The sequence below is a fragment of the Serratia ureilytica genome, from assembly GCF_013375155.1.
In the GTDB taxonomy this organism is placed as follows: Bacteria; Pseudomonadota; Gammaproteobacteria; order Enterobacterales; family Enterobacteriaceae; genus Serratia; species Serratia ureilytica.
Genome location: NZ_JABXOF010000013.1, coordinates 31,033 through 52,376, shown reverse-complemented (window position 1 = coordinate 52,376; position 21,344 = coordinate 31,033). Strand labels below are relative to the sequence as shown.

The following is a 21,344-nucleotide window of genomic DNA, read 5'->3' as shown; positions in this document are numbered from 1 at the left end:
CCATGACATTGAAAGAGTTAGTGGTTGGTTTCGGCACCCAGGTGCGCAGCATTTGGATGATTGGCATGCATGCCTTCGCCAAGCGTGAAACCCAGATGTACCCGGAAGAACCGGTTTACCTGCCGCCGCGCTACCGCGGCCGCATCGTGCTGACGCGCGATCCGGACGGCGAAGAGCGCTGCGTCGCCTGTAACCTGTGTGCGGTTGCCTGCCCGGTCGGCTGTATCTCGCTGCAAAAAGCGGAACAGAAAGACGGCCGTTGGTATCCGGAGTTCTTCCGCATCAACTTCTCGCGCTGCATTTTCTGTGGCCTGTGCGAAGAGGCTTGCCCGACTACCGCTATCCAGCTGACGCCGGATTTCGAACTGGGTGAGTACAAGCGTCAGGATCTGGTGTACGAAAAAGAAGATCTGTTGATCTCGGGGCCGGGTAAATATCCGGAATATAACTTCTACCGGATGGCCGGTATGGCGATTGACGGCAAAGCCAAAGGCGAAGCCGAAAACGAAGCCAAACCGATCGACGTCAAAGGTCTGTTGCCCTAAGGAGCCAGCAAGCATGGAAATTGCATTTTATCTGGCAGGTTTGATTGCGGTGGCCGCGACGATTCGCGTGATCACCCATACCAACCCTGTGCATGCGCTGCTGTATCTGATCGTCTCGTTATTGGCGATCTCGGCAGTCTTCTTCTCTCTCGGCGCCTACTTTGCCGCCGCGTTGGAAATCATCGTTTATGCGGGCGCCATCATGGTGCTGTTCGTGTTCGTGGTGATGATGCTGAACCTCGGCAACGTGCAGCAGCAAGAGCGCGACTGGATGAAGCCGACGGTGTGGATCGGGCCTGGCCTGCTGTCGCTGGCGCTGCTGGTGGTATTGATCGTCGCGATCCGCAGCGTATCCGATCAGGGTATCAGCGGTGAGATGGTCGACGCGAAGGCGGTGGGCATCAGCCTGTTCGGGCCTTACGTACTGGCGGTTGAGCTGGCTTCAATGCTGCTGTTGGCGGGTCTGGTTGTCGCCTTCCATATCGGCCGCGAGCACAAGCCTGGCGAGGTGCTGAGCAACGCGCCGGCGAGTGGCGAAATGGCGAGAAGAAAATCGGAGGAGCAAGCATGATCCCTCTTCAACATGGCCTGATCCTGGCGGCTATCCTGTTTGTGCTCGGGCTGACCGGGTTGCTGGTGCGCCGCAACCTGCTGTTTATGCTGATCAGCCTGGAAGTGATGATCAACGCTGCGGCGTTGGCGTTTATCGTGGCGGGAAGCTACTGGGGCCAGGCGGACGGACAGGTGATGTACATCCTGGCGATCAGCCTGGCGGCAGCCGAGGCCAGTATCGGCCTGGCGCTGCTGCTGCAGCTCTACCGTCGTCGTCATACCCTGAATATTGATACTGTCAGTGAGATGCGCGGATGAACCTATTATATTTAACAATTCTGCTACCGCTGATCGGGTTCCTGCTGTTGGCATTTTCCCGCGGTCGTTGGTCTGAAAACACGGCGGCCACCGTCGGCGTGGGTTCTATCGGCCTGGCTGCGCTGGTCACGGTCTATGTGGCGATGGATTTCTTCGCCCAGAAAGCCGCCGGCGTGCAGCTGTTCGAGCAAAGCCTGTGGACCTGGATGGCCGTCGGCAACTTCAATATCGGCGTGACCCTGGTGCTGGACGGCCTGTCGCTGACCATGCTGTCGGTGGTCACCGGCGTCGGCTTCTTCATCCACATGTTCGCTTCCTGGTACATGCGCGGTGAAGAGGGCTATTCGCGCTTCTTCGCTTACACCAACCTGTTTATCGCCAGCATGGTGGTATTGGTGCTGGCGGACAACCTGCTGTTGATGTACCTGGGTTGGGAAGGCGTGGGCCTGTGCAGCTACCTGTTGATCGGTTTCTACTACAAAGATCCGGCCAACGGCGCGGCGGCGATGAAAGCCTTTATCGTGACCCGCGTGGGCGACGTGTTCCTGGCGTTCGCGCTGTTCATCCTCTACAACGAGCTGGGCACGCTGAACATCCGCGAGCTGATGATCCTGGCGCCGCAGAAACTGGCGGTGGGCGACACGGCCATCACCTGGGCGACCCTGATGCTGCTGGGCGGCGCGGTCGGCAAATCGGCGCAGCTGCCGTTGCAAACCTGGTTGGCGGACGCGATGGCGGGCCCAACCCCGGTTTCCGCACTGATCCACGCGGCGACCATGGTGACCGCGGGCGTCTATCTGATCGCCCGCACGCACGGCCTGTTCCTGATGGCGCCGGAAGTGCTGCACCTGGTGGGCATCGTCGGTGCGGTCACTCTGCTGCTGGCCGGCTTCGCCGCGCTGGTGCAGACCGACATCAAGCGCGTGCTCGCTTACTCCACCATGAGCCAGATCGGTTACATGTTCCTGGCGCTGGGCGTGCAGGCATGGGACGCGGCGATCTTCCACCTGATGACTCACGCGTTCTTCAAGGCGCTGCTGTTCCTGTCATCCGGTTCGGTGATCCTGGCTTGCCACCACGAGCAAAACATCTTCAAGATGGGCGGTCTGCGCAAGAGCATCCCGCTGGTGTACGTCTGCTTCCTGGTGGGCGGCGCGGCGCTGTCTGCGTTGCCGCTGGTCACGGCCGGCTTCTTCAGTAAGGACGAGATCCTGGCGGGCGCGATGGCCAACGGCCACATCAACCTGATGGTTGCCGGCCTGGTCGGTGCGTTCATGACCTCGCTGTACACCTTCCGTATGATTTTCATCGTGTTCCATGGCGAAGAGAAAATCAAAGCACATGCCGGTAAAGGCATCACTCACCACTTGCCACTGCTGGTTCTGCTGGTGCTGTCCACCTTCGTCGGCGCGATGATCGTGCCGCCGTTGCAGGGCGTGCTGCCGGAGACCACCGAGCTGGCGCACGGCAGCGTGCTGCGGCTTGAAATCACCTCCGGCGTGGTGGCTATCGTCGGCATTCTGCTGGCGGCCGCGCTGTGGCTGGGCAAACGCAGCCTGGTCAACAGCATCGCCAACAGCGCGCCGGGTCGTTTCTTCTCGACCTGGTGGTTCCATGCCTGGGGCTTCGACTGGCTGTATGACAAAGTGTTCGTCAAGCCGTACCTGGGCATTGCGAAGCTGCTGCAACGCGATCCGCTGAACTCGCTGATGAACCTGCCGGCCGTCTTCTCCCGCTGGGGGAACCGTGGTCTGACGGTGAGCGAGAACGGTCAGGTGCGTTGGTATATAGCGTCTATGGGTGTGGGTGCAGTGGTCGTATTGGCTCTGTTGATTTTGGTTTAATTGAATAATTTAAACAGACGCATTTTTCGGGCGTAGCGCCGGGCAGGCGCTACGTACAAAGTTTGAAATTATTCGTATAAGGGACACAAAACGCCATGCTATTACCTTGGCTAATTCTTATCCCCTTTATCGGCGGTCTGCTGTGCTGGCAGCTTGAGCGCTTCGGTACTAAGGTGCCGCGCTGGATAGCGCTGATCGCAATGGGGCTGACGTTGGCGCTCTCTCTGCAGCTGTGGATGCAGGGCGGCTATACATTGACCACGCCGAAAGGCATTCCGCAGTGGCAGAGCGAATTCCTGCTGCCGTGGATCCCGCGCTTCGGCATCTCCATCCACCTGGCGCTGGACGGTCTGTCGCTGCTGATGGTGGTGTTGACCGGTCTGCTGGGCGTGCTGGCGATCCTCTGTTCCTGGCGTGAAATCCAGAAGTATCAGGGCTTCTTCCACCTCAACCTGCTGTGGATCCTGGGCGGCGTTATCGGCGTGTTCCTCGCCATCGACATGTTCCTGTTCTTCTTCTTCTGGGAAATGATGTTGGTGCCGATGTACTTCCTGATCGCGCTGTGGGGTCACAAGGCGTCGGACGGTAAAACCCGCATCACCGCGGCGACCAAGTTCTTCATCTACACCCAGGCCAGCGGTCTGGTGATGCTGATTGCGATCCTGGGCCTGGTGTTCGTGCACTATAACGCCACCGGCGTGTGGACCTTCGATTACGAAGACCTGCTGCAAACGCCGATGTCCCACAACGTGCAATATATGCTGATGCTGGGCTTCTTCATCGCCTTCGCGGTGAAAATGCCGGTGGTGCCGCTGCACGGCTGGTTGCCGGATGCGCACAGCCAGGCGCCAACCGCAGGTTCCGTCGACCTGGCGGGCATCTTGCTGAAAACCGCGGCCTACGGCCTGCTGCGTTTCAGCCTGCCGCTGTTCCCTGAGGCTTCGCACGAGTTCGCGCCAATCGCCATGTGGCTGGGCGTGATCGGCATCTTCTACGGCGCCTGGATGGCGTTCGCGCAGACCGACATTAAGCGCCTTATCGCTTACACCTCGGTATCGCACATGGGCTTCGTGCTGATCGCCATCTACACCGGCAGCCAGCTGGCTTACCAGGGCGCGGTTATCCAGATGATCGCGCACGGCCTGTCCGCCGCCGGCATGTTTATTATCTGCGGCCAGCTGTATGAACGTCTGCATACGCGCGACATGCGTCAGATGGGCGGCCTGTGGGGGCGCATCAAGTTCATCCCTGCGCTGTCGCTGTTCTTCGCCGTGGCTACGCTGGGGATGCCGGGTACCGGTAACTTCGTCGGCGAATTCATGATTCTGTTCGGCAGCTACCAGGTGGTGCCGGTGATCACCGTGATCTCCACCTTCGGTCTGGTGTTCGCTTCGGTTTACTCGCTGATCATGATGCAGCGCGCTTACTACGGTGCGCCTAAATCCGACCAGCCGCTGCAGGGCATGACCGCGCGCGAACTGTTCATCATTCTGCTGCTGGTGGTGTTGCTGGTTCTGCTGGGGGTTTACCCGCAGCCGATTCTGGATACTTCCAACGCGGCGATGAGCAACGTGCAACACTGGTTTGGTTCGTCAGTTTCAGCAATTTCAACAACAAGGCCGTAATTCGCCATGACAATAACTCCTCAACAACTGATCGCACTGCTGCCGCTGTTGATCGTCGGATTGACGGTGGTGGTTGTGATGCTAGGCATTGCGTGGCGACGCGACCACTTTATCAACGCCACCCTGACCGTGATCGGTCTCAACCTGGCGCTGCTTTCGCTGTACTTTGTCGGCCAGGCAGGCCCAATGGACGTCACCCCGCTGCTGCGGGTTGACGGCTACTCGATGTTCTACACCGGGCTGGTGCTGCTGGCGAGTCTGGCGACCTGCACCTTCGCGTATCCGTGGCTGGTCGGCTATCCGGATAACCGCGAAGAGTTCTACCTGCTGGTGCTGATCGCCGCCATGGGCGGCATCCTGCTGGCGAGCGCCAACCATCTGGCTTCGCTGTTCATCGGTATCGAGCTGATCTCGCTGCCGCTGTTCGGCCTGGTGGGCTACGCCTACCGCCAGAAGCGCCCGCTGGAAGCCGCCATCAAGTACATGCTGCTGTCCGCCGCCGCGTCGTCGTTCCTGTTGTTCGGCATGGCGCTGCTGTACGCCGAATCCGGCGATCTGTCGCTGGCCGGCCTCGGCAAGAGCCTGCAGGAAAACATGATGCACCAGCCGCTGATCCTGGCCGGCATGGGCATGATGATCGTCGGTCTGGGCTTCAAGCTGTCGCTGGTGCCGTTCCAACTGTGGACGCCGGACGTTTATCAGGGCGCGCCTGCGCCGGTCTCGACCTTCCTGGCGACCGCCAGCAAGATCGCGATCTTTGCGGTCGTGATGCGTCTGTTCCTGTATGCCCCGGCCGCCGACAACGAAGCGCTGCGCATGGTGTTGTCGATCATCGCGTTCTGCTCCATCTTGTTCGGTAACCTGATGGCCATCAGCCAGACCAACATCAAGCGTCTGCTGGGCTACTCGTCGATCGCTCATCTGGGCTACCTGCTGGTGGCGCTGATTGCGGTGCAAACCCATCAACTGTCGCTGGAAACCGCCGGCGTTTATCTGGCCGGTTACCTGTTCAGCAGCCTGGGCGCCTTCGGCGTGGTCAGCCTGATGTCCAGCCCATACCGCGGCCCGGATGCGGATTCGCTGTTCTCTTACCGTGGTCTGTTCTGGCACAAGCCAATCTTGTCCGCGGTAATGACGGTGATGATGCTGTCGCTGGCCGGTATCCCGATGACGCTGGGCTTTATCGGTAAGTTCTTCGTGATCGCGATGGGCGTCAGCGCGCACCTGTGGTGGCTGACCGGCGCAGTCGTGGTAGGCAGCGCCATCGGCCTGTATTACTACCTGCGCGTGACCGTCAGTCTGTTCCTCAGCGCGCCGGAATCGCTGCAGCGCGACACCCCGAACAACTGGGCGTTGACCGCCGGTGGCGTCGTGGTGCTGATCTCAGCCGCGCTGGTGCTGCTGTTGGGGGTTTATCCTCAGCCGCTGATTTCGCTGGTGCAGATGGCTCAGCCGACGTTCTGATAACGCTTCAGACGGTAAAAAGGTCGCTTCGGCGGCCTTTTTTTATGGAGAAACGGCACTCAGTCGTAATGGGCGCTAAACGACGTTTCCAGCGCCTGCACCACCGCGCGCACGCGAGCGGCGCGTTGCAAATCGGGGTGCAGCACCAGCCAGATATCCACCCAGTCTTTGCTCTCGGGAAAGAGGCGCACCAGTTCCGGGTCGTGGTCGGCCAGGCACGACAAGAGCAGCCCGATGCCCAGCCCGCTGCGGGTGGCCGAACGTAACAACAGCTGCGAATTGCATTGCAGCACGGCGTTGGGCTCGAACAGGGTCTCGCCGCCGAAATTGCTCCAGTGGCGCGGCACCAGTTCGCGCGGGAACATCAGCAGATCGTGGCCGCGCAGCTGCTCGCCTTTGACCGGCATGCCGCGTTGCGCCAGATAGTGCGGGCTGGCGTACAGGCCCATTTCGATAGTGGCTAAGCGTTTGATGATCAGCTCATCGTCATCGGGGCGCGCGCCGCGGATCGCCAGATCCGCGCTGTGGTAAGCGATATCGGTGATGTTCAGCGCCGTCAACAGCGTGACGGTGATGGCCGGATAGCGTTGCCGCAGATCTTGCAGCGCCGGTATCACGAAGGCTTCGGCCAGGGTATCGGTGGTGGCGATGCGCACGTTGCCGCACAGACTTTCGTCGCCGCCGGCGGCTTTGCGAGCGATCGCCTGCACGGCATTTTCCATCTTCATCATGTCCGCCAGCATGGATTCGCCCAGCGGGCTGAGGGAGAAGGATTTTGGCGTGCGGATAAACAATTTCGAACCCAGCGAGTTTTCCAGGGCGGTGAGACGTCGGCCGACGGTCGCTTGATCAACCTGCAGCTGGTTGGCGGCTTTACGTAACGTGCCGCAGCGTGCGACGGCCAGAAAGAAGCGCGCGTCATCCCAATTCATCATGCCATTTCCTCTCTGCAGATTTGTCGGCGCCAGGGGAGCAGTGCGGGCCGGGCGAACGATACCGGTATCTATCATAAAGCGTTGTTCCGTCTGGAGGGAGAGAAAGACGGTCAACGGCACGCACATCGGCGGTTATTTCTCCGGTGATGCAAGAATGCATCAGGGTGATTCATTCTTGACGATACTTCGCCCGTCGCCGTAACGCTATGATAAGCGCCGTTCCCGGCAGACCGGGTGAGGAAAGACGACGATGGCAGGCCGCCGCCTGCCGACTTTGGGAGTGGAAGCATGTCAGAAAATACCGCCATCCAGGACGCGGCGCCAGCAAACGCACAGGCGTCGCGCACGGCCATTTTACTGTTCCTGGCGCTGGCTTTGATGTCGGCATTGCTGAACAGCAGCGCGCCGACGCCGCTTTATCCGCTGTATCAGCAGCAGCTTGCGCTAAGCTCGGTCAGTCTGACCGTCATCTACGGCGCCTATGCCGCCGGCGTGCTGATCTCTTTGTTCGGCGTCGGCAATCTGGCCGGCAAAGTAAAGGATTTACGCAGCATGATCGTGCCGGCGTTGCTGGTGGTGTTGAGCGGCGCGCTGCTGTTCGCGCTGGCTGATACCTTTGCCATGATGCTGATGGCGCGGCTGCTGGCCGGGGTAGGCACCGGGGCGCTGACCGGCGCGGCGAACATCGCGTTGGTGCGGTTTGGGCCGCGCGACGGCGGTAAAAGCGCGGCGTTAATCGCAACGCTGTCATTCACCACCGGATTAGCGCTGGGGCCGATCTTCAGCGGCATCGCTTTGCAGACCGGTTTTCATCCCACGACGCTGCCGTTCGTTTTCATCATGGCCATTGCCGCCATGGCGGCGTTGGGCGTCATGCTGCTGTGGCCGCGTGGCCAGGTTGCGTCGCCGGCCCGCGCTGCGCCGGCCGAACAGGAAAAAAGCACGCTGCTCGATGGCCTGCGCGCTACCGGCGGTAAATTCTTTGTGTGCGCCGGCGCGCTGTTTGTCTGTTGGGCGCTGGCCGCCAGTATTTTGGCAATCGGCCCCGGCGTGGCGGAAACGCTGTTAGGCATGCACCAGCGTGGCGTCTTTGGCTATGCGATTGCGGTGTATCTGCTGATCGCCGGCATCAGCCAGATCCTGAGCCGCCGCGTTAACGCCCGTCATTCGCTGTTGTTCGGTTGCCTGGCGCAGGTGCTGGCGGCAGTGGTGTTCGCCATGGCGATCCAGTGGCATTCTCTGGGGCTGGCAGCGATGGGGCTGGTGGTGGCCGGCTATGCATACGGCGCCATTTTCGTCGGCAGCGCGACCCTGGTGAACTTGATTTCGCCGCCGACCAGCCATGCGCGTTTGCTTTCTCTGTTTTACGTTATCGCTTATATCGCCAACTGGGTGCCGATCTTGCTGGGCGTGGTGGTCGATCGCGTCGATCTGCAGCAGGCGACCCATTTGCTGTTCTTGAGCAGCAGCGCAGTGTGCCTGTTGCTGGCATGGAAAACGTCCCGGGTGGGGTTCCCTTGCTAATTATTTTGTGATGAATATCTATTTTTTATAATTAATGATTCTTTAATTACATTTATGATGTGATTTGTATCGCATAAATTGGCCTGTTTTCGGGTAAACTGCGCGCTTTCTTTTTGCTGCAGGTCACTTTATGAACGTTCTTTTCGCCATTGCCGTCACCACCGGGATCCTGTCCGGCGTTTGGGGATGGGTTGCCGTCAGTCTGGGCCTGATCGGTTGGGCCGGTTTTCTCGGCTGCACGGCCTATTTCGCCTGCCCGCAGGGCGGCCTGAAAGGGCTGTTGATCGGCGCGTTGACCTGCTGCAGCGGCGTTTTCTGGGCAATGGTCATCATCCACGGCAGCGAACTGGCGCCGCAATGGAATTTGCTGGGGTATCTGCTGACCGGCGCCGTGGCGTTCTTGATGTGCATACAGGCCAAACAGCAATGGCTGGGGTTCGTGCCCGGCACCTTTATCGGCGCCTGTGCGACCTTCGCCGGCGGCGGCGACTGGCCGCTGGTGACGCTCTCTTTGCTGGTGGGCCTGCTATTCGGCTATGCGATGAAAAACAGCGGGCTGTGGTGGGCGGCGCGCAGCGAAAAAGCCCGCGCCGCACAGCCGGTCAGCCGGCATGCCGGCTCAAACGGTGCCGCCGAGTGAGAGGCGGTAGTGCAGATCGAGACGCTCGGCGCAGGGCTCGCCCGCGATCCGCTGCAGCAACAGTTCACTGGCGGCCTTACCCATCTCAAAGCGCGGCGTGATCACGCTGGCGATGCCCGGCGTGGTCGCCTGGCCGATATCCAGACCGTGAAAACCCGATAGCGCAACCTCCTGCGGCACGCGCACGCCGAGACGCAGGCAGGTCTGCAACACGCCTACCGCCAAATCGTCGTTGGTGCACAGGATACCGTCCAACTGCGGGTAGCGTTCGCGCGCCATTGCCAGCATGTCGGCGCCGATCGAAACCGATGAGACCCGATGCGGCGTGATCTGGCGCGGCGTTTGCCCCTGAGCCGCCATGGCGCGGCAGTAACCCTGGTAACGTTTAATGTCGCGGGCGTCGGACATGGCGCCAAAGTAAACGATATGGCGTTTGCCGCTGGCCAGCAGCGCGGCGGTCATGTCATACCCCGCCTGTTCATTGTCAAATCCCACCGCGATCCGCCCCGGCGGCGCGTCGAGATCCATCACCTGCGCGATGGGAATTTTCGCGGCGGCGAGATAGGTCTCCGCGCGCAAGGTGTGCGCCGAATCGGTGAGGATTAGCCCGGCGATTGGATAAGCCAGCAGCTGTGCAATCTGCTCTTCTTCCCGCTGCGGGCTGTAATCGTAGTTCACCACCAGCGTTTGATAACCCCGCGCCTGGGTGACGGATTCGATGCCGGCCAGCAGATCGGCGAAAATCTGGTTATTGAAAGAGGGGATCAACACGCCGATGCGCGGTTTTCTGCCGGCCTGTGCGGTATCGGCGTCAGTGATGTTCAGCTCCCGCATGACCTGCGCAATGCGTTCAGCGGTGTCGGCCGCCACTTTGTCCGGCGTGCGCAGAAAACGGCTGACGGTCATTTTGGTCACGCCGGCCAATTGCGCGATGTCCTGTAGCGTTACGCGGGGGTGTTTCATTCGGTAGCCTTAACGGGCGGCGCGGCAAGGGGGGATAGCGGTATGTTAACAAATCGATTTGGTGATAACAACGCATGCGATTTTATTGAAAGTGGCTATTTTTCAATTTGATAGATTGGTTTTGTTCTCTCGCTGTCTGCGTGAGTTCACGTTAAGGGTAACAGGGTTTCGTAACATTATTTTCAGTGATTTCCATCACGTTTTTACCGGTAACAATCGGCTGAGATAGAGGCCTGTCCGATTGGAGGCCTGAAGGCCGGGAATTACCATGAACAACCTGTTTTCTCTGGATAACAAAACCGTCTTGATCACCGGCGCCTCGCGCGGCATCGGTTTTCTGCTGGCGCGTGGCCTGGCGCAGCAAGGCGCGCATATTCTGGTCAATGCCACCACCGAAGAACATGCCCGGCACGCCGCCGATCGCCTGCGCGAAGAGGGGCTGCGCGCCGACGCGGCGGCGTTCGACGTCACCGACTCTCAGGCGGTGCATGCCGCCATCGGCCGTATCGAAACGGACATCGGCGCGATAGACGTGTTGATCAACAACGCCGGCATCCAGCGCCGTCATCCCTTCACCGAGTTCCCGGAGCAAGACTGGGACGACATCATCGCCGTCAACCAGAAGGCGGTCTTCATCGTGTCGCAGACCGTGGCCCGTTACATGGTGCCGCGCCGGCGCGGCAAGATAGTCAATATCGGCTCGATGCAAAGCGAGCTGGGGCGGGACACCATCACCCCTTACGCGGCGTCCAAAGGGGCGGTGAAAATGCTGACGCGCGGCATGTGCGTGGAGTTGGCGCGTTACAACATTCAGGTCAACGGCATTGCCCCCGGCTATTTCAAAACCGAGATGACGCAGGCGTTGGCCGACGACCCGGCCTTTACCGCCTGGCTAACCCAGCGCACGCCCGCCGCGCGTTGGGGGGATCCGCAGGAGCTGATCGGCGCGGCGGTGTTCCTGGCTGCCGACGCTTCCAGCTTCGTCAACGGGCAGCTGCTGTTTGTCGATGGCGGCATGTCCGCCGCGGTGTAATCCCTCTTTCGTGGAGTGTTGAGATGAAAATTCAAACCCAGTCCTGCATGGTCAACGGCAAACGAGACGTGGCGGTGATCGCGCAAGAAGTGAATTATCAGGGACAGGGCACGCTGGTGAAAATCCGCCGCGGCGGCATCTGCGGCTCGGATCTACATTACTTTCAGGAAGGGAAGGTCGGCAATTTTCAGGTACGCCAGCCGATGGTGCTGGGCCACGAGGCGATCGGCGAGGTGGTCGCCAGCGATTCACCGCAGCTGGCGATCGGGCAGAAGGTGGCGCTCAATCCCAGCAAACCCTGCGGGCAGTGCAAATATTGTCTGGCGCAGCAAAGCAATCAGTGCGTTGACATGCGCTTTTTCGGCAGCGCGATGTATTTCCCGCACGTTGACGGCGCTTTCACCCAATACAAGGTGGTGGATAGCGCGCAGTGCATTCCTTACGCCGCCGATCGCGACGACAGGGTGATGGTATTCGCCGAACCGCTGGCGGTGGCGATCCACGCGGCAAAACAGCCCGGCGCGGTGAAGGGTAAAACGGTTTTCGTGTCCGGCGTCGGCCCGATCGGTTGTTTGCTGGTGGCGGCGCTGAAAGCGCTGGGCGCCGCCGAGATCGTCTGCGCCGATCTCAGCCCGCGCTGTCTGGCGCTCGCCAGCCAGATGGGGGCGGACCGCTGTCTGCATGCCGCAGACGACGATTTCAGCGTATATCAGCAACACAAAGGCTATTTCGACATTGCTTTCGAGGCAGCAGGGCATCCGACGTCGCTGCAGCGCTGCCTGGAAGTCACGCGCGCCAAGGGCACCGTCGTGCAGGTCGGGATGGGCGGCAGCTTCCCTGATTTCCCGCTGATGCTGTTGATCGCCAAGGAGTTGAATCTGCTCGGCTCCTTCCGCTTCGTGGAGGAATTCGCGCTGGCGGTGGCCTGGCTGGCCGGCGATGTGGTCGATCCGCTGCCGCTGCTGTCGGCGGAGTTCGCCGGGGACCAACTGGCGCAGGCGCTGGAGTTTGCCGGTGACAAGCGCCAGGCCGCCAAGGTGCAATTAGTGTTTTAGGGTAAAAGTCCGATGGCCGCAGGTGACGATCGTTGTCTATAGTGTAGGAACGCTTAATTTTTCAACCACGGAGATCTCACGATGGCAAGACATACGGATGCTGAGCAAACTACGCTGGATGACGATCTGAGAATGCTGACCGAAACGCTGGAAGAAGTGTTGCAATACAGCGGCGATCGCGCGGATCAGGCCTACATCGACATCAAGTCGCACGCCGAGCAGGCGCTGAGTGAGGTCAAGGCGCGCTGGGTGAACACCGGCGAATCCTACTATGCCCGCGCCAAAGAAGCGGTGCACCGCACCGACGACTATGTGCGGGATAAACCCTGGCACAGCGTGGGCATCGGCGCCACCGTCGGGCTGGTGCTGGGGCTGCTGCTGGCCCGCAAATAAATCACGACCCAGGGGCGGCGCAAGCCGCCTCGTTCTTTTCTGCAGACTGTGTGCTTCATCCCGCTGTTTCTCCGATAGTTCTTCCATATCCCGCCTATACTTTCCGCTAGCCGCCGCAGGCGGGGCGCTATTCCCCTGTTTTTTGTGCGGACGGATTGAGACCATGTCGCCGCAGGTGTAAAGTGTTTGTGTATTTATTGTTTATTTTTTGTTCTAAATCAAATAATTATCTGGTGTAAACACCCAGGGATATACGGCGTTTTTGCGCTGGCGCAAAAGCCGTGAAAATAACACCTCATATAATACAGAGCGTAACTACAGGCGCGGCGTCCGTCGGCTGCGCCGGGGACGATCTCTGCTAACTGACTTGTGAGCGAACTATGTCGACAAGTGTTTTTAATCGCCGGTGGGCGGCTGTGCTGCTCGAGGCGCTGGCCCGCCATGGGGTGCGGCATGTTTGTATCGCTCCGGGATCGCGCTCCACGCCGTTGACGCTGGCCGCTGCGGCCAACCGATCTTTTATCTGTCATACCCACTTTGATGAACGCGGGCTTGGCCATTTGGCGCTTGGGCTGGCGAAGGCGGCGCGTGAGCCGGTAGCGGTGATTGTCACGTCCGGTACCGCGGCGGCGAACCTTTACCCGGCTTTAATCGAGGCCGGCCTGACCGGTGAGCGGCTGGTGTTTCTCACCGCCGATCGGCCGCCGGAACTGATCGACTGCGGCGCCAATCAGGCGATCCGTCAAAACGGCCTCTACAGCAGCCACCCGACGTTGGCGATCGATCTGCCGCGTCCTACGCCGGATATTCCGGCCGCGTGGCTGGCCTCCAGCGTCGACAGCGCGATGGCGCGCCTGCAGCACGGCGCGTTGCATATTAACTGCCCGTTCGCCGAACCGCTGTACGGCGGCGATGAACGTCAGTATGCCGATTGGTCCGCCGCGCTGGGCGACTGGTGGCAGAGCGATCGGCCTTGGCTGCAGGAAAGCGAGACGCGTGCGGCGCCAGTGCCGCAGCCGGACTGGTTCTTCTGGCGGCAAAAACGCGGCGTGGTGCTGGCTGGCCGCATGAGCGCGGAAGAGGGCGCACAGGTGGCCGACTGGGCCGAGACGCTGGGCTGGCCGCTGATCGGCGATGTGCTGTCGCAGACCGGGCAACCGCTGCCCTGCGCCGATTTATGGCTCGCTCATCCGCAGGCGCAGCGCGTGTTGCAAGACGCGCAGCTGGTGGTGCAGTTCGGCGGCAGTCTGACCGGTAAACGCTTGCTGCAGTGGCAGGCGCAGTGTCGGCCGGAAGAGTATTGGGTCATCGACGAGCTGCCGGGGCGGCTCGATCCGGCCCAGCACCGGGGGCGGCGTCTGCGTGCCGGGGTGGCGCAGTGGTTGGCGCAGCATCCGGCGCAACCGCGCGCGCCGTGGGCCGCCGGGCTGGCGGTCTTGGCGGATAAGGCGCTGACGGCGGCGTCCACGCATCTGCACGATAACTTTGGCGAAGCGCAGCTGGCGCACCGCCTGCCGGAACTGCTGCCGGAGAACGGCCAGCTGTTTCTCGGCAACAGCCTGGTGGTGCGACTGATCGACGCGTTAACCACGCTGCCTGTCGCTTACCCGGTATTCAGCAACCGCGGCGCCAGCGGCATCGACGGTCTGATTTCCACCGCCGCCGGCGTACAGCGCGCCACCGCCATGCCGACGTTGGCGATGGTGGGCGACCTTTCCGCGTTGTATGACCTCAATGCGCTGGCGTTGTTGCGCCACTGTTCGGCGCCGACGGTGCTGATCGTCGTCAATAACAACGGCGGCCAAATTTTCTCGCTGTTGCCGACGCCGGACGAGGAGCGCCAACGCTTTTACTGCATGCCGCAGAACGTCGAGTTCAGCCACGCGGCGGCGATGTTCCAGCTTGACTACGCGCGGCCGGAAAACTGGCGCCAACTGCAACAGGCGGTTGAGCAAGGCTGGCGGCGCGGCGGCGCCACGCTGATAGAACTGCAGGTGTCGCCGAGCGCAGGGGCCGAGAGTCTGCAATTCCTGGTGCAACAGATGGCGGTGCAATGATGCTGGCGACGCGAATTTTGCAACAGGGCGAAGCGGGGCGTCCGTGGCTGGTATGGCTGCACGGCCTGCTGGGCAACAACAATGAATGGCGGGTGATCGCCGCGCGTTGCCCGGAATGGCCGTCGCTGGCCATCGATCTGCCCGGCCACGGCGATTCCGTGGCGGTGAGCTGCCGCGGCTTCGACGACATCAGCGCGCAAATCGCCGCGACCCTGCAACTGCGCAATATTGAACGTTATTGGTTGGTGGGCTACTCGCTCGGCGGGCGCATCGCCATGTATCACGCTTGCCACGGCCGCCATGACGGCCTGCAAGGCGTGATCGTCGAGGGCGGCAACCCGGGGCTTGAGGACGAACAACAGCGCCGCGATCGTTGCGAGCAGGATGCGCGATGGGCGGCGCGTTTTCGCAGTGAGCCGATTGCCGAAGTCCTGGCGGACTGGTATCAGCAACCGGTGTTCAAAGAGCTTAGCCATGTGCACCGCCAGGCGCTGATCGCCGCGCGTTCGGTCAACAGCGGCCCGGCGATTGCCGACATGCTCGAAGCCACCTCGCTCGGGCGGCAGCCTTATCTGGCGCCGCAGCTGCGCCAACTGACCGTGCCGCTGCGAGTGCTGTGCGGTGAGAACGACCCCAAATTTCAACGGCTGGCGCGCGACGCCGGGTTGCCGTTGCGCATCGTGCCGCAGGCCGGCCACAACGCGCATCTGGCCAATCCGCAGGATTTCGTCGCCGAGCTGCAGACCTTTCTCGTTAACCCTGGTTAAAGGAACCGAACATGCTTTATCCGAATGAAGAACACCTGTATGCCGCTATCGCCTGGCAGGATTGCACCGGCGATTTCGAAGACATTCTGTATCACAAGTCCGCCGACGGCATCGCCAAAATCACCATCAACCGGCCGCAGGTGCGCAACGCGTTTCGTCCGCAAACGGTCAAAGAGATGATCGACGCGCTGGCCAACGCCCGTTACGACGACGGCATCGGCGTCATTATTCTGACCGGCGCCGGCGATAAGGCCTTCTGCTCCGGCGGCGATCAGAAAGTGCGCGGCGACTACGGCGGCTATCGCGACGACAGCGGCGTACATCACCTCAACGTGCTGGACTTCCAGCGCCAGATCCGCACCTGCCCGAAGCCGGTGGTGGCGATGGTGGCCGGCTATTCGATCGGCGGCGGCCACGTGCTGCACATGATGTGCGATCTGACCATCGCGGCGGATAACGCCATCTTCGGCCAGACCGGCCCGAAAGTGGGCTCGTTCGACGGCGGCTGGGGCGCGTCTTACATGGCGCGCATCGTCGGCCAGAAGAAGGCGCGCGAAATCTGGTTCCTGTGCCGCCAGTACGACGCCGCCGCCGCGCTGGACATGGGCCTGGTCAATACCGTCGTGCCGCTGGCCGATCTGGAAAAAGAGACGGTGCGCTGGTGCCGCGAAATGCTGCAGAACAGCCCGATGGCGCTGCGCTGCCTGAAGGCGGCGCTGAATGCCGACTGCGACGGCCAGGCCGGTTTGCAGGAGCTGGCGGGCAACGCCACCATGCTGTTCTACATGACCGACGAAGGGCAGGAAGGGCGCAACGCGTTCAACGAGAAGCGCCAACCGGACTTCAGCAAATTCAAGCGTAACCCGTAATGAGCGGGGCAAACCGCAGCGCGGCGCTATACCGTTACAGCCTGCCGATGGAGGCGGGCGTGGTGCTGCGCAATCAACGGTTGAAAACGCGTGACGGATGGGTGGTGCAGCTGTGTCAGGGCGAGCGTGAAGGTTGGGGCGAGATCGCGCCGCTGCCGGAATTCAGCCGGGAAACGCCGGCGCAGGCCGAACAGGCCGCGTTGGGCTGGCTGCAGGCGTGGTTGGCGGGCAACGAACCGGAGCACAGCGCGCTGCCCTCGGTGGCCTTTGGGCTCAGCTGTGCGCAGGCCGAGCTGGAGCAGCGTTTGCCGATGCAGGCGGATTTTCGCAAGGCGCCGCTGTGCACCGGCGATCCGGATGAGCTGTTCGAGACATTGAGCGCTTTGCCGGGCGAGAAAGTCGCCAAGGTGAAGGTGGGGCTGTATGAGGCGGTGCGGGACGGCATGATCGTCAACGTGTTGCTGGAGGCACTGCCGGATCTGCGGCTGCGGCTGGACGCCAACCGCAGCTGGACCCGCGCCAAGGCCGACGGCTTCGCCAGGTACGTTAACCCGGCGTGGCGCGATCGCATCGCCTTCCTGGAAGAGCCCTGCAAGACCCGTGATGAATCGCGCGACTTCGCCCGGGCGACCGGTATCGCCATCGCCTGGGATGAGAGCGTGCGGGAGGCGGACTTTGTGGTGCAGGCCGAGCCGGGCGTGGCGGCCATCGTGATCAAGCCGACGCTGGTCGGCAGCCTGGCGCGTTGCCAGACGCTGGTGGCGCAGGCGCACGCGGCGGGCCTGACGGCGGTGATCAGCTCCAGCCTCGAATCCAGCCTGGGGTTGACCCAGCTGGCGCGCATCGCCCATTGGCTGACGCCGGATACCGTGCCGGGCCTGGACACGCTGGGGTTGATGCAGGCGCAGGTGCTGCGCCCGTGGCCGGGCAGCGCGTTGCCGCTGCTGGATGTCTCGGCGCTGGAGTGCCTATGGCGCCGTTGAACGATTGGCCGTGGCGACACTGGGCGCGCACTCAGCCGCAGGCGACGGCGCTGATGCTCGGTGAACAACCGCTGAGCTGGCTGGCGTTGCAGAGCCAGGTGGATGAGCTGGCGGCGGATTTCCAGCATCAGGGCGTTGAACCGGGCTGCGGTGTGGCGCTGTGTGGTAAAAACAGCTATCCACTGCTGCTGGCCTATCTGGCGCTGTTGCAGTGCGGCGCACGCCTGTTGCCGCTCAATCCCGCCTTGCCGACGCCGCTGCTGGCGCAGCTGTTGCCGGAATTGGATATGACCTTTGTCTTCGGCCCGGACTCGTTGCCGGCGCTGCCGGAAGACGTGATTCGATTGACCCCGCCGTCGACCGAGCCGCGTTGGCCAGACCTGCCGACGTGGGATGCGCAGCGTCTGGCGACGCTGACGTTGACCTCCGGTTCCAGCGGCATGCCGAAAGCGGCCGCACACAGCTATGCCAACCATCTGGCCAGCGCCGCCGGGGTGTTGGGGCTGATGGCGTTTCAGCGCGAGGATTGCTGGCTGCTGTCATTGCCGCTGTTTCACGTCTCCGGACAGGGCATTGTCTGGCGCTGGCTGGCGGCGGGCGCCCGGTTGGCGGTGCGCGAGATGCACCCGCTGAACGAGGCGTTGGCGGGATGCACGCATGCCTCGTTGGTGCCGACCCAGCTGTGGCGGCTGCTGGCGCAACCGCTGGCGGGCATGACGCTGAAGGCGGTGCTGCTCGGCGGCGCGATGATCCCGGTGGAACTGACCGAACGGGCGGAGGCGGCGGGGATCCGTTGCTGGTGCGGCTACGGGCTGACCGAACTGGCCTCCACGGTGTGCGCCAAGCGCGCCGATGCGCGGGCGGGTGTCGGCCTGCCGCTCGGCGGCCGCGAGGTAAAACTGGTGGATGAAGAGGTCTGGATCCGCGCCGACAGCCTGGCGCTTGGCTACTGGCGTCATGGCCATCTGCAGCCGTTGGCCGATGAGCAGGGCTGGTTCCCGACCCGCGATCGCGGCGCGATGATCGAGGGGGAACTGCGAATTCTCGGCCGGCTGGACAACCTGTTTTTCAGCGGCGGCGAAGGGGTGCAGCCGGAAGATATCGAACGCGTGCTGGCGGCGCATCCGCAGATCACGCAGGCGTTTGTGGTGCCGGTGGCGGACGCCGAATTCGGTCAGCGGCCGGTGGCGGTGATCGACGGCGATCCGTCGCTGTCGCTGGCGACGCTGCTCGCCTGGTCGCAGGATAAGCTCGCCAATTTCCAACGCCCGACGGCGTTGCTTCCGCTGCCTGACGAGCTGAAAAACGGCGGCATCAAGATTTCGCGCCGCCGGTTGCAGGCGTGGGTGGCGGAGCGCCTGCGTCAGGCATAAAAAAAGCCGCCCGAAAGGGCGGCTGAGCGAATGATGACGACGGGTTATTTCAGTCCCAACGCCTTGGCGACGCCGGCGCCGTAGTCCGGGTGCACCTTGGTGAACAGCTCGACCTGACGGCGCTGGATGTGTTCCGGCACCTGCGACAGTTCGCCGGCGATGCGGGTGAACATGCGCTGGTGCTCTTCGGCGCTCAGCAGGTTGAACAGCGCGCGCGGCTGGCTGTAGTAATCGTCGTCTTCACGATGATTCCAGTGGTCGGCCGCGCCTTCAATGCTCAGCGGCGGTTCGCTGAAGTCCGGCTGCTCTTGGAACAGGCCAAAGCTGTTCGGTTCGTAGGTTGCGCCGTTGCCGCTGTTGCCGTCCACGCGCATCGCGCCGTCGCGATGATAGTTGTGGAACGGGCATTTGGCGCCGTTCACCGGGATCTGGTGGTGGTTGACGCCCAGGCGGTAGCGGTGCGCATCGCCATAGGAGAACAGGCGGCCCTGCAGCATTTTATCCGGCGAGAAACTGATGCCCGGCACCACGTTGGCGGGGTTCATCGCCACCTGCTCAACCTCTGAGAAGTAGTTGTCGGGGTTGCGGTTCAGCTCGAAATAGCCGACGTCGATCAGCGGGTAGTCGCCGTGCGGCCACACCTTGGTCAGATCGAACGGGTTGTATGGCGTCTGCGAGGCTTCGTGTTCCGGCATGATCTGAATTTGCAGCTTCCAGCGCGGGAAGTCGCCGCGTTTGATCGCATCGAACAGATCGCGCTGTGAGCTTTCGCGATCCTTGGCGATGATCGCTTCCGCTTCTTCATCCATCAGGTTTTCAATGCCTTGTTCGCAGCGGAAGTGGAATTTCACCCAGAAGCGCTCGTTGGCGGCATTGATAAAGCTGAAGGTGTGGCTGCCGAAACCGTGCATGTGGCGGTAGGACTTGGGAATGCCGCGATCGCTGAAGTCGATGGTCAGCTGGTGCAGTGATTCCGGCAGGTGAGAGAAGAAATCCCACTTGTACACCGGATTACGCAGGTTGGTATGCGGATCGCGTTTCACCACGTGATTAAGATCGGGGAATTTCAGCGGATCGCGCAGATAGAACACCGGCGTATCGTTGCCCACCAAATCCCAGTTGCCTTCTTCGGTATAGAACTTCATGGCGAAACCGCGAATGTCGCGTTCGGCGTCGGCCGCGCCGCGCTCACCGGCGACGGTGGAGAAGCGGATAAACATTTCGGTCTGCTTACCGATTTCGGAGAAGATCTTGGCGCGCGTGTAGCGGGTGATGTCATTGGTGACGGTAAAGGTGCCGTAGGCGCCGGATCCTTTGGCGTGCATGCGGCGCTCGGGGATGACCTCGCGGTCGAAGTGGGCCAGTTTTTCCAGGAACCACACGTCCTGCAACAGCATCGGGCCGCGTTTGCCCGCGGTGATCACGTTATTGTTATCGACAACCGGGGCGCCGGCTGCGGTGGTCAGTCCTTTCTTGCTCATCACTTGCTCCTTATCGTAGTGCAGTTAAGTAAAGACTCGGGCGGTTTAAGCGTTCATCAGCATAGTCCTTTGGCGGGGCTTCTTCCCCTGACCTTGGTCAAAGCCACTACTAGTTGTAGCCCTATTGCCGAGCGACGGCAAATAGGTCTCGGTTATCGTTGGCATCGCCTTGACGAATATGGATTTTTGTTTGCAAATTTTTACATTTATTTGATTATTGAAGAATTTTTTCGCTTTTATCCCTTAAATACTCATTGCGCTTTGGTATAGACTCATGACGTTATTATTTTGCGTTGATTCGATCATTCGGTACGGATGACAAACCAGAGGGAAAAATGATGAAAAAGACTTGGGTCGCGTGCGCGGCAGGATTGCTGTTTGTGACCGGCGCGGCGAACGCCATCAGCGTGTCGGGCGAAGCCGGGCAACACTACACCAACCTGGGCGTTGGTATGAGCACCGGCTCTTCAGGTCTGGGCCTGACCGGCAACTGGGCGCGCAGCGACCACGACGGCAACGTCGGCAGCGTGGGGTTGAACTTCGGCGTGCCGCTGGGGCCGTTGACGGCGACCGTGGGCGCCAAAGCGCTGTACCTCAGCCCGAAAGACGGGAAAAGCGGCGGGGCGGTGGCGCTGGGCGGCGGCCTGGAGTGGGAAATTAACCGTTACTTCAGCCTGCACGGCGAAGGTTACTTTGCCCCTGAGTCTTTCACCAGCGGCGTGAAGGCCTATAACGAAGCCAGCGGCGGCCTGCGCTGGAAGTTCCGTCCGCTGAGCGTGGACGTGGGCTACCGTTACATGCAGATGGAAGGCAAAGACGGGCGTCGCGACAACACCCTGGCCGATGGCCCTTATGTCGGTGTCGGTCTGAGCTTCTGACGCTCAGCAAAAAGGGGCCATTGCGGCCCCTTTCTCTTTATCATT

General features: G+C 61.5%; 20 protein-coding genes. 17 read left to right on the top strand and 3 right to left on the bottom strand.

Going from position 1 to position 21,344, the window contains the following annotated elements; translation table 11 throughout:
- The first annotated feature begins 2 nt into the window (after positions 1-2).
- The 6 genes from nuoI to nuoN all read left to right on the top strand — a co-directional run bounded on the left by nuoI (position 3) and on the right by nuoN (position 6,348).
- Positions 3-545, top strand: a complete 543-nt coding sequence (gene nuoI / locus HWW83_RS21900; RefSeq protein WP_025160170.1) for an NADH-quinone oxidoreductase subunit NuoI — start codon at positions 3-5, stop codon at positions 543-545.
- A gap of 13 nt (positions 546-558) precedes the next feature.
- Entirely contained in the window at positions 559-1,116 is a 558-nt protein-coding gene (nuoJ, locus tag HWW83_RS21895) for an NADH-quinone oxidoreductase subunit J (RefSeq protein WP_019453717.1), read from the top strand.
- The gene (gene nuoK / locus HWW83_RS21890) at positions 1,113-1,415 is read left to right on the top strand and encodes an NADH-quinone oxidoreductase subunit NuoK (RefSeq protein ID WP_004936014.1); all 303 of its coding nucleotides are present in this window, start codon (positions 1,113-1,115) and stop codon (positions 1,413-1,415) included. Before nuoJ ends, nuoK begins: the two co-directional genes overlap by 4 nt.
- A complete protein-coding gene (gene nuoL, locus HWW83_RS21885) occupies positions 1,412-3,259 on the top strand; it encodes an NADH-quinone oxidoreductase subunit L (protein WP_004936005.1) in 1,848 nt (615 codons plus the stop codon). The genes nuoK and nuoL overlap by 4 nt, the downstream gene beginning before the upstream one ends.
- 95 nt (positions 3,260-3,354) lie before the next feature.
- Entirely contained in the window at positions 3,355-4,884 is a 1,530-nt protein-coding gene (nuoM, locus tag HWW83_RS21880) for an NADH-quinone oxidoreductase subunit M (protein WP_033643857.1), read from the top strand.
- A 6-nt stretch (positions 4,885-4,890) separates the two neighbouring features.
- Positions 4,891-6,348: an NADH-quinone oxidoreductase subunit NuoN gene (nuoN, locus tag HWW83_RS21875; RefSeq protein WP_033635324.1), complete on the top strand. Its 1,458-nt coding sequence runs from the start codon at positions 4,891-4,893 to the stop codon at positions 6,346-6,348.
- Between the two features lie 59 nt (positions 6,349-6,407).
- Here the strand turns inward: nuoN and HWW83_RS21870 are convergent, their stop codons facing one another.
- On the bottom strand, positions 6,408-7,283 hold the full coding sequence (locus tag HWW83_RS21870; RefSeq protein WP_047574272.1) for a LysR family transcriptional regulator: 876 nt from the start codon (positions 7,281-7,283) through the stop codon (positions 6,408-6,410).
- Positions 7,284-7,571: 288 nt separating this feature from the next.
- Here HWW83_RS21870 and HWW83_RS21865 point away from each other — a divergent pair, with 288 nt between their 5' ends.
- On the top strand, positions 7,572-8,807 hold the full coding sequence (locus HWW83_RS21865) for an MFS transporter (RefSeq protein WP_047574275.1): 1,236 nt from the start codon (positions 7,572-7,574) through the stop codon (positions 8,805-8,807).
- 130 nt (positions 8,808-8,937) lie between these two features.
- Positions 8,938-9,447: a DUF1097 domain-containing protein gene (locus HWW83_RS21860; protein ID WP_033643854.1), complete on the top strand. Its 510-nt coding sequence runs from the start codon at positions 8,938-8,940 to the stop codon at positions 9,445-9,447.
- Here the strand turns inward: HWW83_RS21860 and HWW83_RS21855 are convergent.
- On the bottom strand, positions 9,427-10,410 hold the full coding sequence (locus tag HWW83_RS21855) for a LacI family DNA-binding transcriptional regulator (RefSeq protein ID WP_047574277.1): 984 nt from the start codon (positions 10,408-10,410) through the stop codon (positions 9,427-9,429). The genes HWW83_RS21860 and HWW83_RS21855 overlap by 21 nt on opposite strands.
- 268 nt (positions 10,411-10,678) lie before the next feature.
- On the opposite strand from HWW83_RS21855, the gene idnO reads away from it, so the two are divergent.
- The 8 genes from idnO (at position 10,679) to menE (ending at position 18,940) form a co-directional block, all read left to right on the top strand.
- On the top strand, positions 10,679-11,443 hold the full coding sequence (gene idnO, locus HWW83_RS21850; protein ID WP_033643852.1) for a gluconate 5-dehydrogenase: 765 nt from the start codon (positions 10,679-10,681) through the stop codon (positions 11,441-11,443).
- 23 nt (positions 11,444-11,466) lie between these two features.
- Positions 11,467-12,498 carry an L-idonate 5-dehydrogenase gene (gene idnD, locus HWW83_RS21845; RefSeq protein ID WP_047574280.1) on the top strand — a complete coding sequence of 344 codons (1,032 nt, stop codon included), beginning with the start codon at positions 11,467-11,469 and terminating at the stop codon, positions 12,496-12,498.
- 81 nt (positions 12,499-12,579) lie between these two features.
- Entirely contained in the window at positions 12,580-12,891 is a 312-nt protein-coding gene (elaB, locus tag HWW83_RS21840; protein ID WP_033643850.1) for a stress response protein ElaB, read from the top strand.
- 380 nt (positions 12,892-13,271) lie between these two features.
- Positions 13,272-14,948: a 2-succinyl-5-enolpyruvyl-6-hydroxy-3-cyclohexene-1-carboxylic-acid synthase gene (gene menD, locus HWW83_RS21835; RefSeq protein ID WP_033643849.1), complete on the top strand. Its 1,677-nt coding sequence runs from the start codon at positions 13,272-13,274 to the stop codon at positions 14,946-14,948.
- Complete coding sequence (gene menH, locus HWW83_RS21830) at positions 14,945-15,715, top strand: 2-succinyl-6-hydroxy-2,4-cyclohexadiene-1-carboxylate synthase (RefSeq protein WP_033643848.1); 771 nt, start codon at positions 14,945-14,947, stop codon at positions 15,713-15,715. Before menD ends, menH begins: the two co-directional genes overlap by 4 nt.
- Positions 15,716-15,726: 11 nt before the next feature.
- Positions 15,727-16,584 (top strand): 1,4-dihydroxy-2-naphthoyl-CoA synthase, encoded by an 858-nt coding sequence (gene menB, locus HWW83_RS21825; protein WP_033639797.1) that lies wholly within the window; start codon positions 15,727-15,729, stop codon positions 16,582-16,584.
- Positions 16,584-17,567 (top strand): o-succinylbenzoate synthase, encoded by a 984-nt coding sequence (gene menC / locus HWW83_RS21820; RefSeq protein ID WP_033643847.1) that lies wholly within the window; start codon positions 16,584-16,586, stop codon positions 17,565-17,567. The genes menB and menC overlap by 1 nt, the downstream gene beginning before the upstream one ends.
- Complete coding sequence (menE, locus tag HWW83_RS21815) at positions 17,555-18,940, top strand: o-succinylbenzoate--CoA ligase (protein WP_103100934.1); 1,386 nt, start codon at positions 17,555-17,557, stop codon at positions 18,938-18,940. The genes menC and menE overlap by 13 nt, the downstream gene beginning before the upstream one ends.
- A gap of 44 nt (positions 18,941-18,984) precedes the next feature.
- On the opposite strand, the gene katA is transcribed toward menE, so the two are convergent.
- Positions 18,985-20,421: a catalase KatA gene (katA, locus tag HWW83_RS21810; protein ID WP_176589549.1), complete on the bottom strand. Its 1,437-nt coding sequence runs from the start codon at positions 20,419-20,421 to the stop codon at positions 18,985-18,987.
- Positions 20,422-20,759: 338 nt separating this feature from the next.
- On the opposite strand from katA, the gene HWW83_RS21805 reads away from it, so the two are divergent.
- Positions 20,760-21,299, top strand: a complete 540-nt coding sequence (locus tag HWW83_RS21805; protein ID WP_033643844.1) for a YfaZ family outer membrane protein — start codon at positions 20,760-20,762, stop codon at positions 21,297-21,299.
- The last annotated feature ends 45 nt before the right edge of the window (positions 21,300-21,344 follow it).

Bases quoted from the DNA above. Each gene is read 5' to 3' on its own strand.
- nuoL (WP_004936005.1), top strand. From the start codon at position 1,412: ATGAACCTATTATATTTAACAATTCTGCTACCGCTGATCGGGTTCCTG.
- idnD (WP_047574280.1), top strand. From the start codon at position 11,467: ATGAAAATTCAAACCCAGTCCTGCATGGTCAACGGCAAACGAGACGTG.
- menD (WP_033643849.1), top strand. From the start codon at position 13,272: ATGTCGACAAGTGTTTTTAATCGCCGGTGGGCGGCTGTGCTGCTCGAG.
- HWW83_RS21860 (WP_033643854.1), top strand. From the start codon at position 8,938: ATGAACGTTCTTTTCGCCATTGCCGTCACCACCGGGATCCTGTCCGGC.
- HWW83_RS21855 (WP_047574277.1), bottom strand. From the start codon at position 10,410: ATGAAACACCCCCGCGTAACGCTACAGGACATCGCGCAATTGGCCGGC.
- menH (WP_033643848.1), top strand. From the start codon at position 14,945: ATGATGCTGGCGACGCGAATTTTGCAACAGGGCGAAGCGGGGCGTCCG.
- nuoN (WP_033635324.1), top strand. From the start codon at position 4,891: ATGACAATAACTCCTCAACAACTGATCGCACTGCTGCCGCTGTTGATC.
- nuoM (WP_033643857.1), top strand. From the start codon at position 3,355: ATGCTATTACCTTGGCTAATTCTTATCCCCTTTATCGGCGGTCTGCTG.
- menB (WP_033639797.1), top strand. From the start codon at position 15,727: ATGCTTTATCCGAATGAAGAACACCTGTATGCCGCTATCGCCTGGCAG.
- katA (WP_176589549.1), bottom strand. From the start codon at position 20,421: ATGAGCAAGAAAGGACTGACCACCGCAGCCGGCGCCCCGGTTGTCGAT.
- nuoK (WP_004936014.1), top strand. From the start codon at position 1,113: ATGATCCCTCTTCAACATGGCCTGATCCTGGCGGCTATCCTGTTTGTG.
- menE (WP_103100934.1), top strand. From the start codon at position 17,555: ATGGCGCCGTTGAACGATTGGCCGTGGCGACACTGGGCGCGCACTCAG.
- HWW83_RS21870 (WP_047574272.1), bottom strand. From the start codon at position 7,283: ATGATGAATTGGGATGACGCGCGCTTCTTTCTGGCCGTCGCACGCTGC.
- HWW83_RS21805 (WP_033643844.1), top strand. From the start codon at position 20,760: ATGAAAAAGACTTGGGTCGCGTGCGCGGCAGGATTGCTGTTTGTGACC.
- HWW83_RS21865 (WP_047574275.1), top strand. From the start codon at position 7,572: ATGTCAGAAAATACCGCCATCCAGGACGCGGCGCCAGCAAACGCACAG.
- menC (WP_033643847.1), top strand. From the start codon at position 16,584: ATGAGCGGGGCAAACCGCAGCGCGGCGCTATACCGTTACAGCCTGCCG.
- idnO (WP_033643852.1), top strand. From the start codon at position 10,679: ATGAACAACCTGTTTTCTCTGGATAACAAAACCGTCTTGATCACCGGC.
- nuoJ (WP_019453717.1), top strand. From the start codon at position 559: ATGGAAATTGCATTTTATCTGGCAGGTTTGATTGCGGTGGCCGCGACG.
- elaB (WP_033643850.1), top strand. From the start codon at position 12,580: ATGGCAAGACATACGGATGCTGAGCAAACTACGCTGGATGACGATCTG.
- nuoI (WP_025160170.1), top strand. From the start codon at position 3: ATGACATTGAAAGAGTTAGTGGTTGGTTTCGGCACCCAGGTGCGCAGC.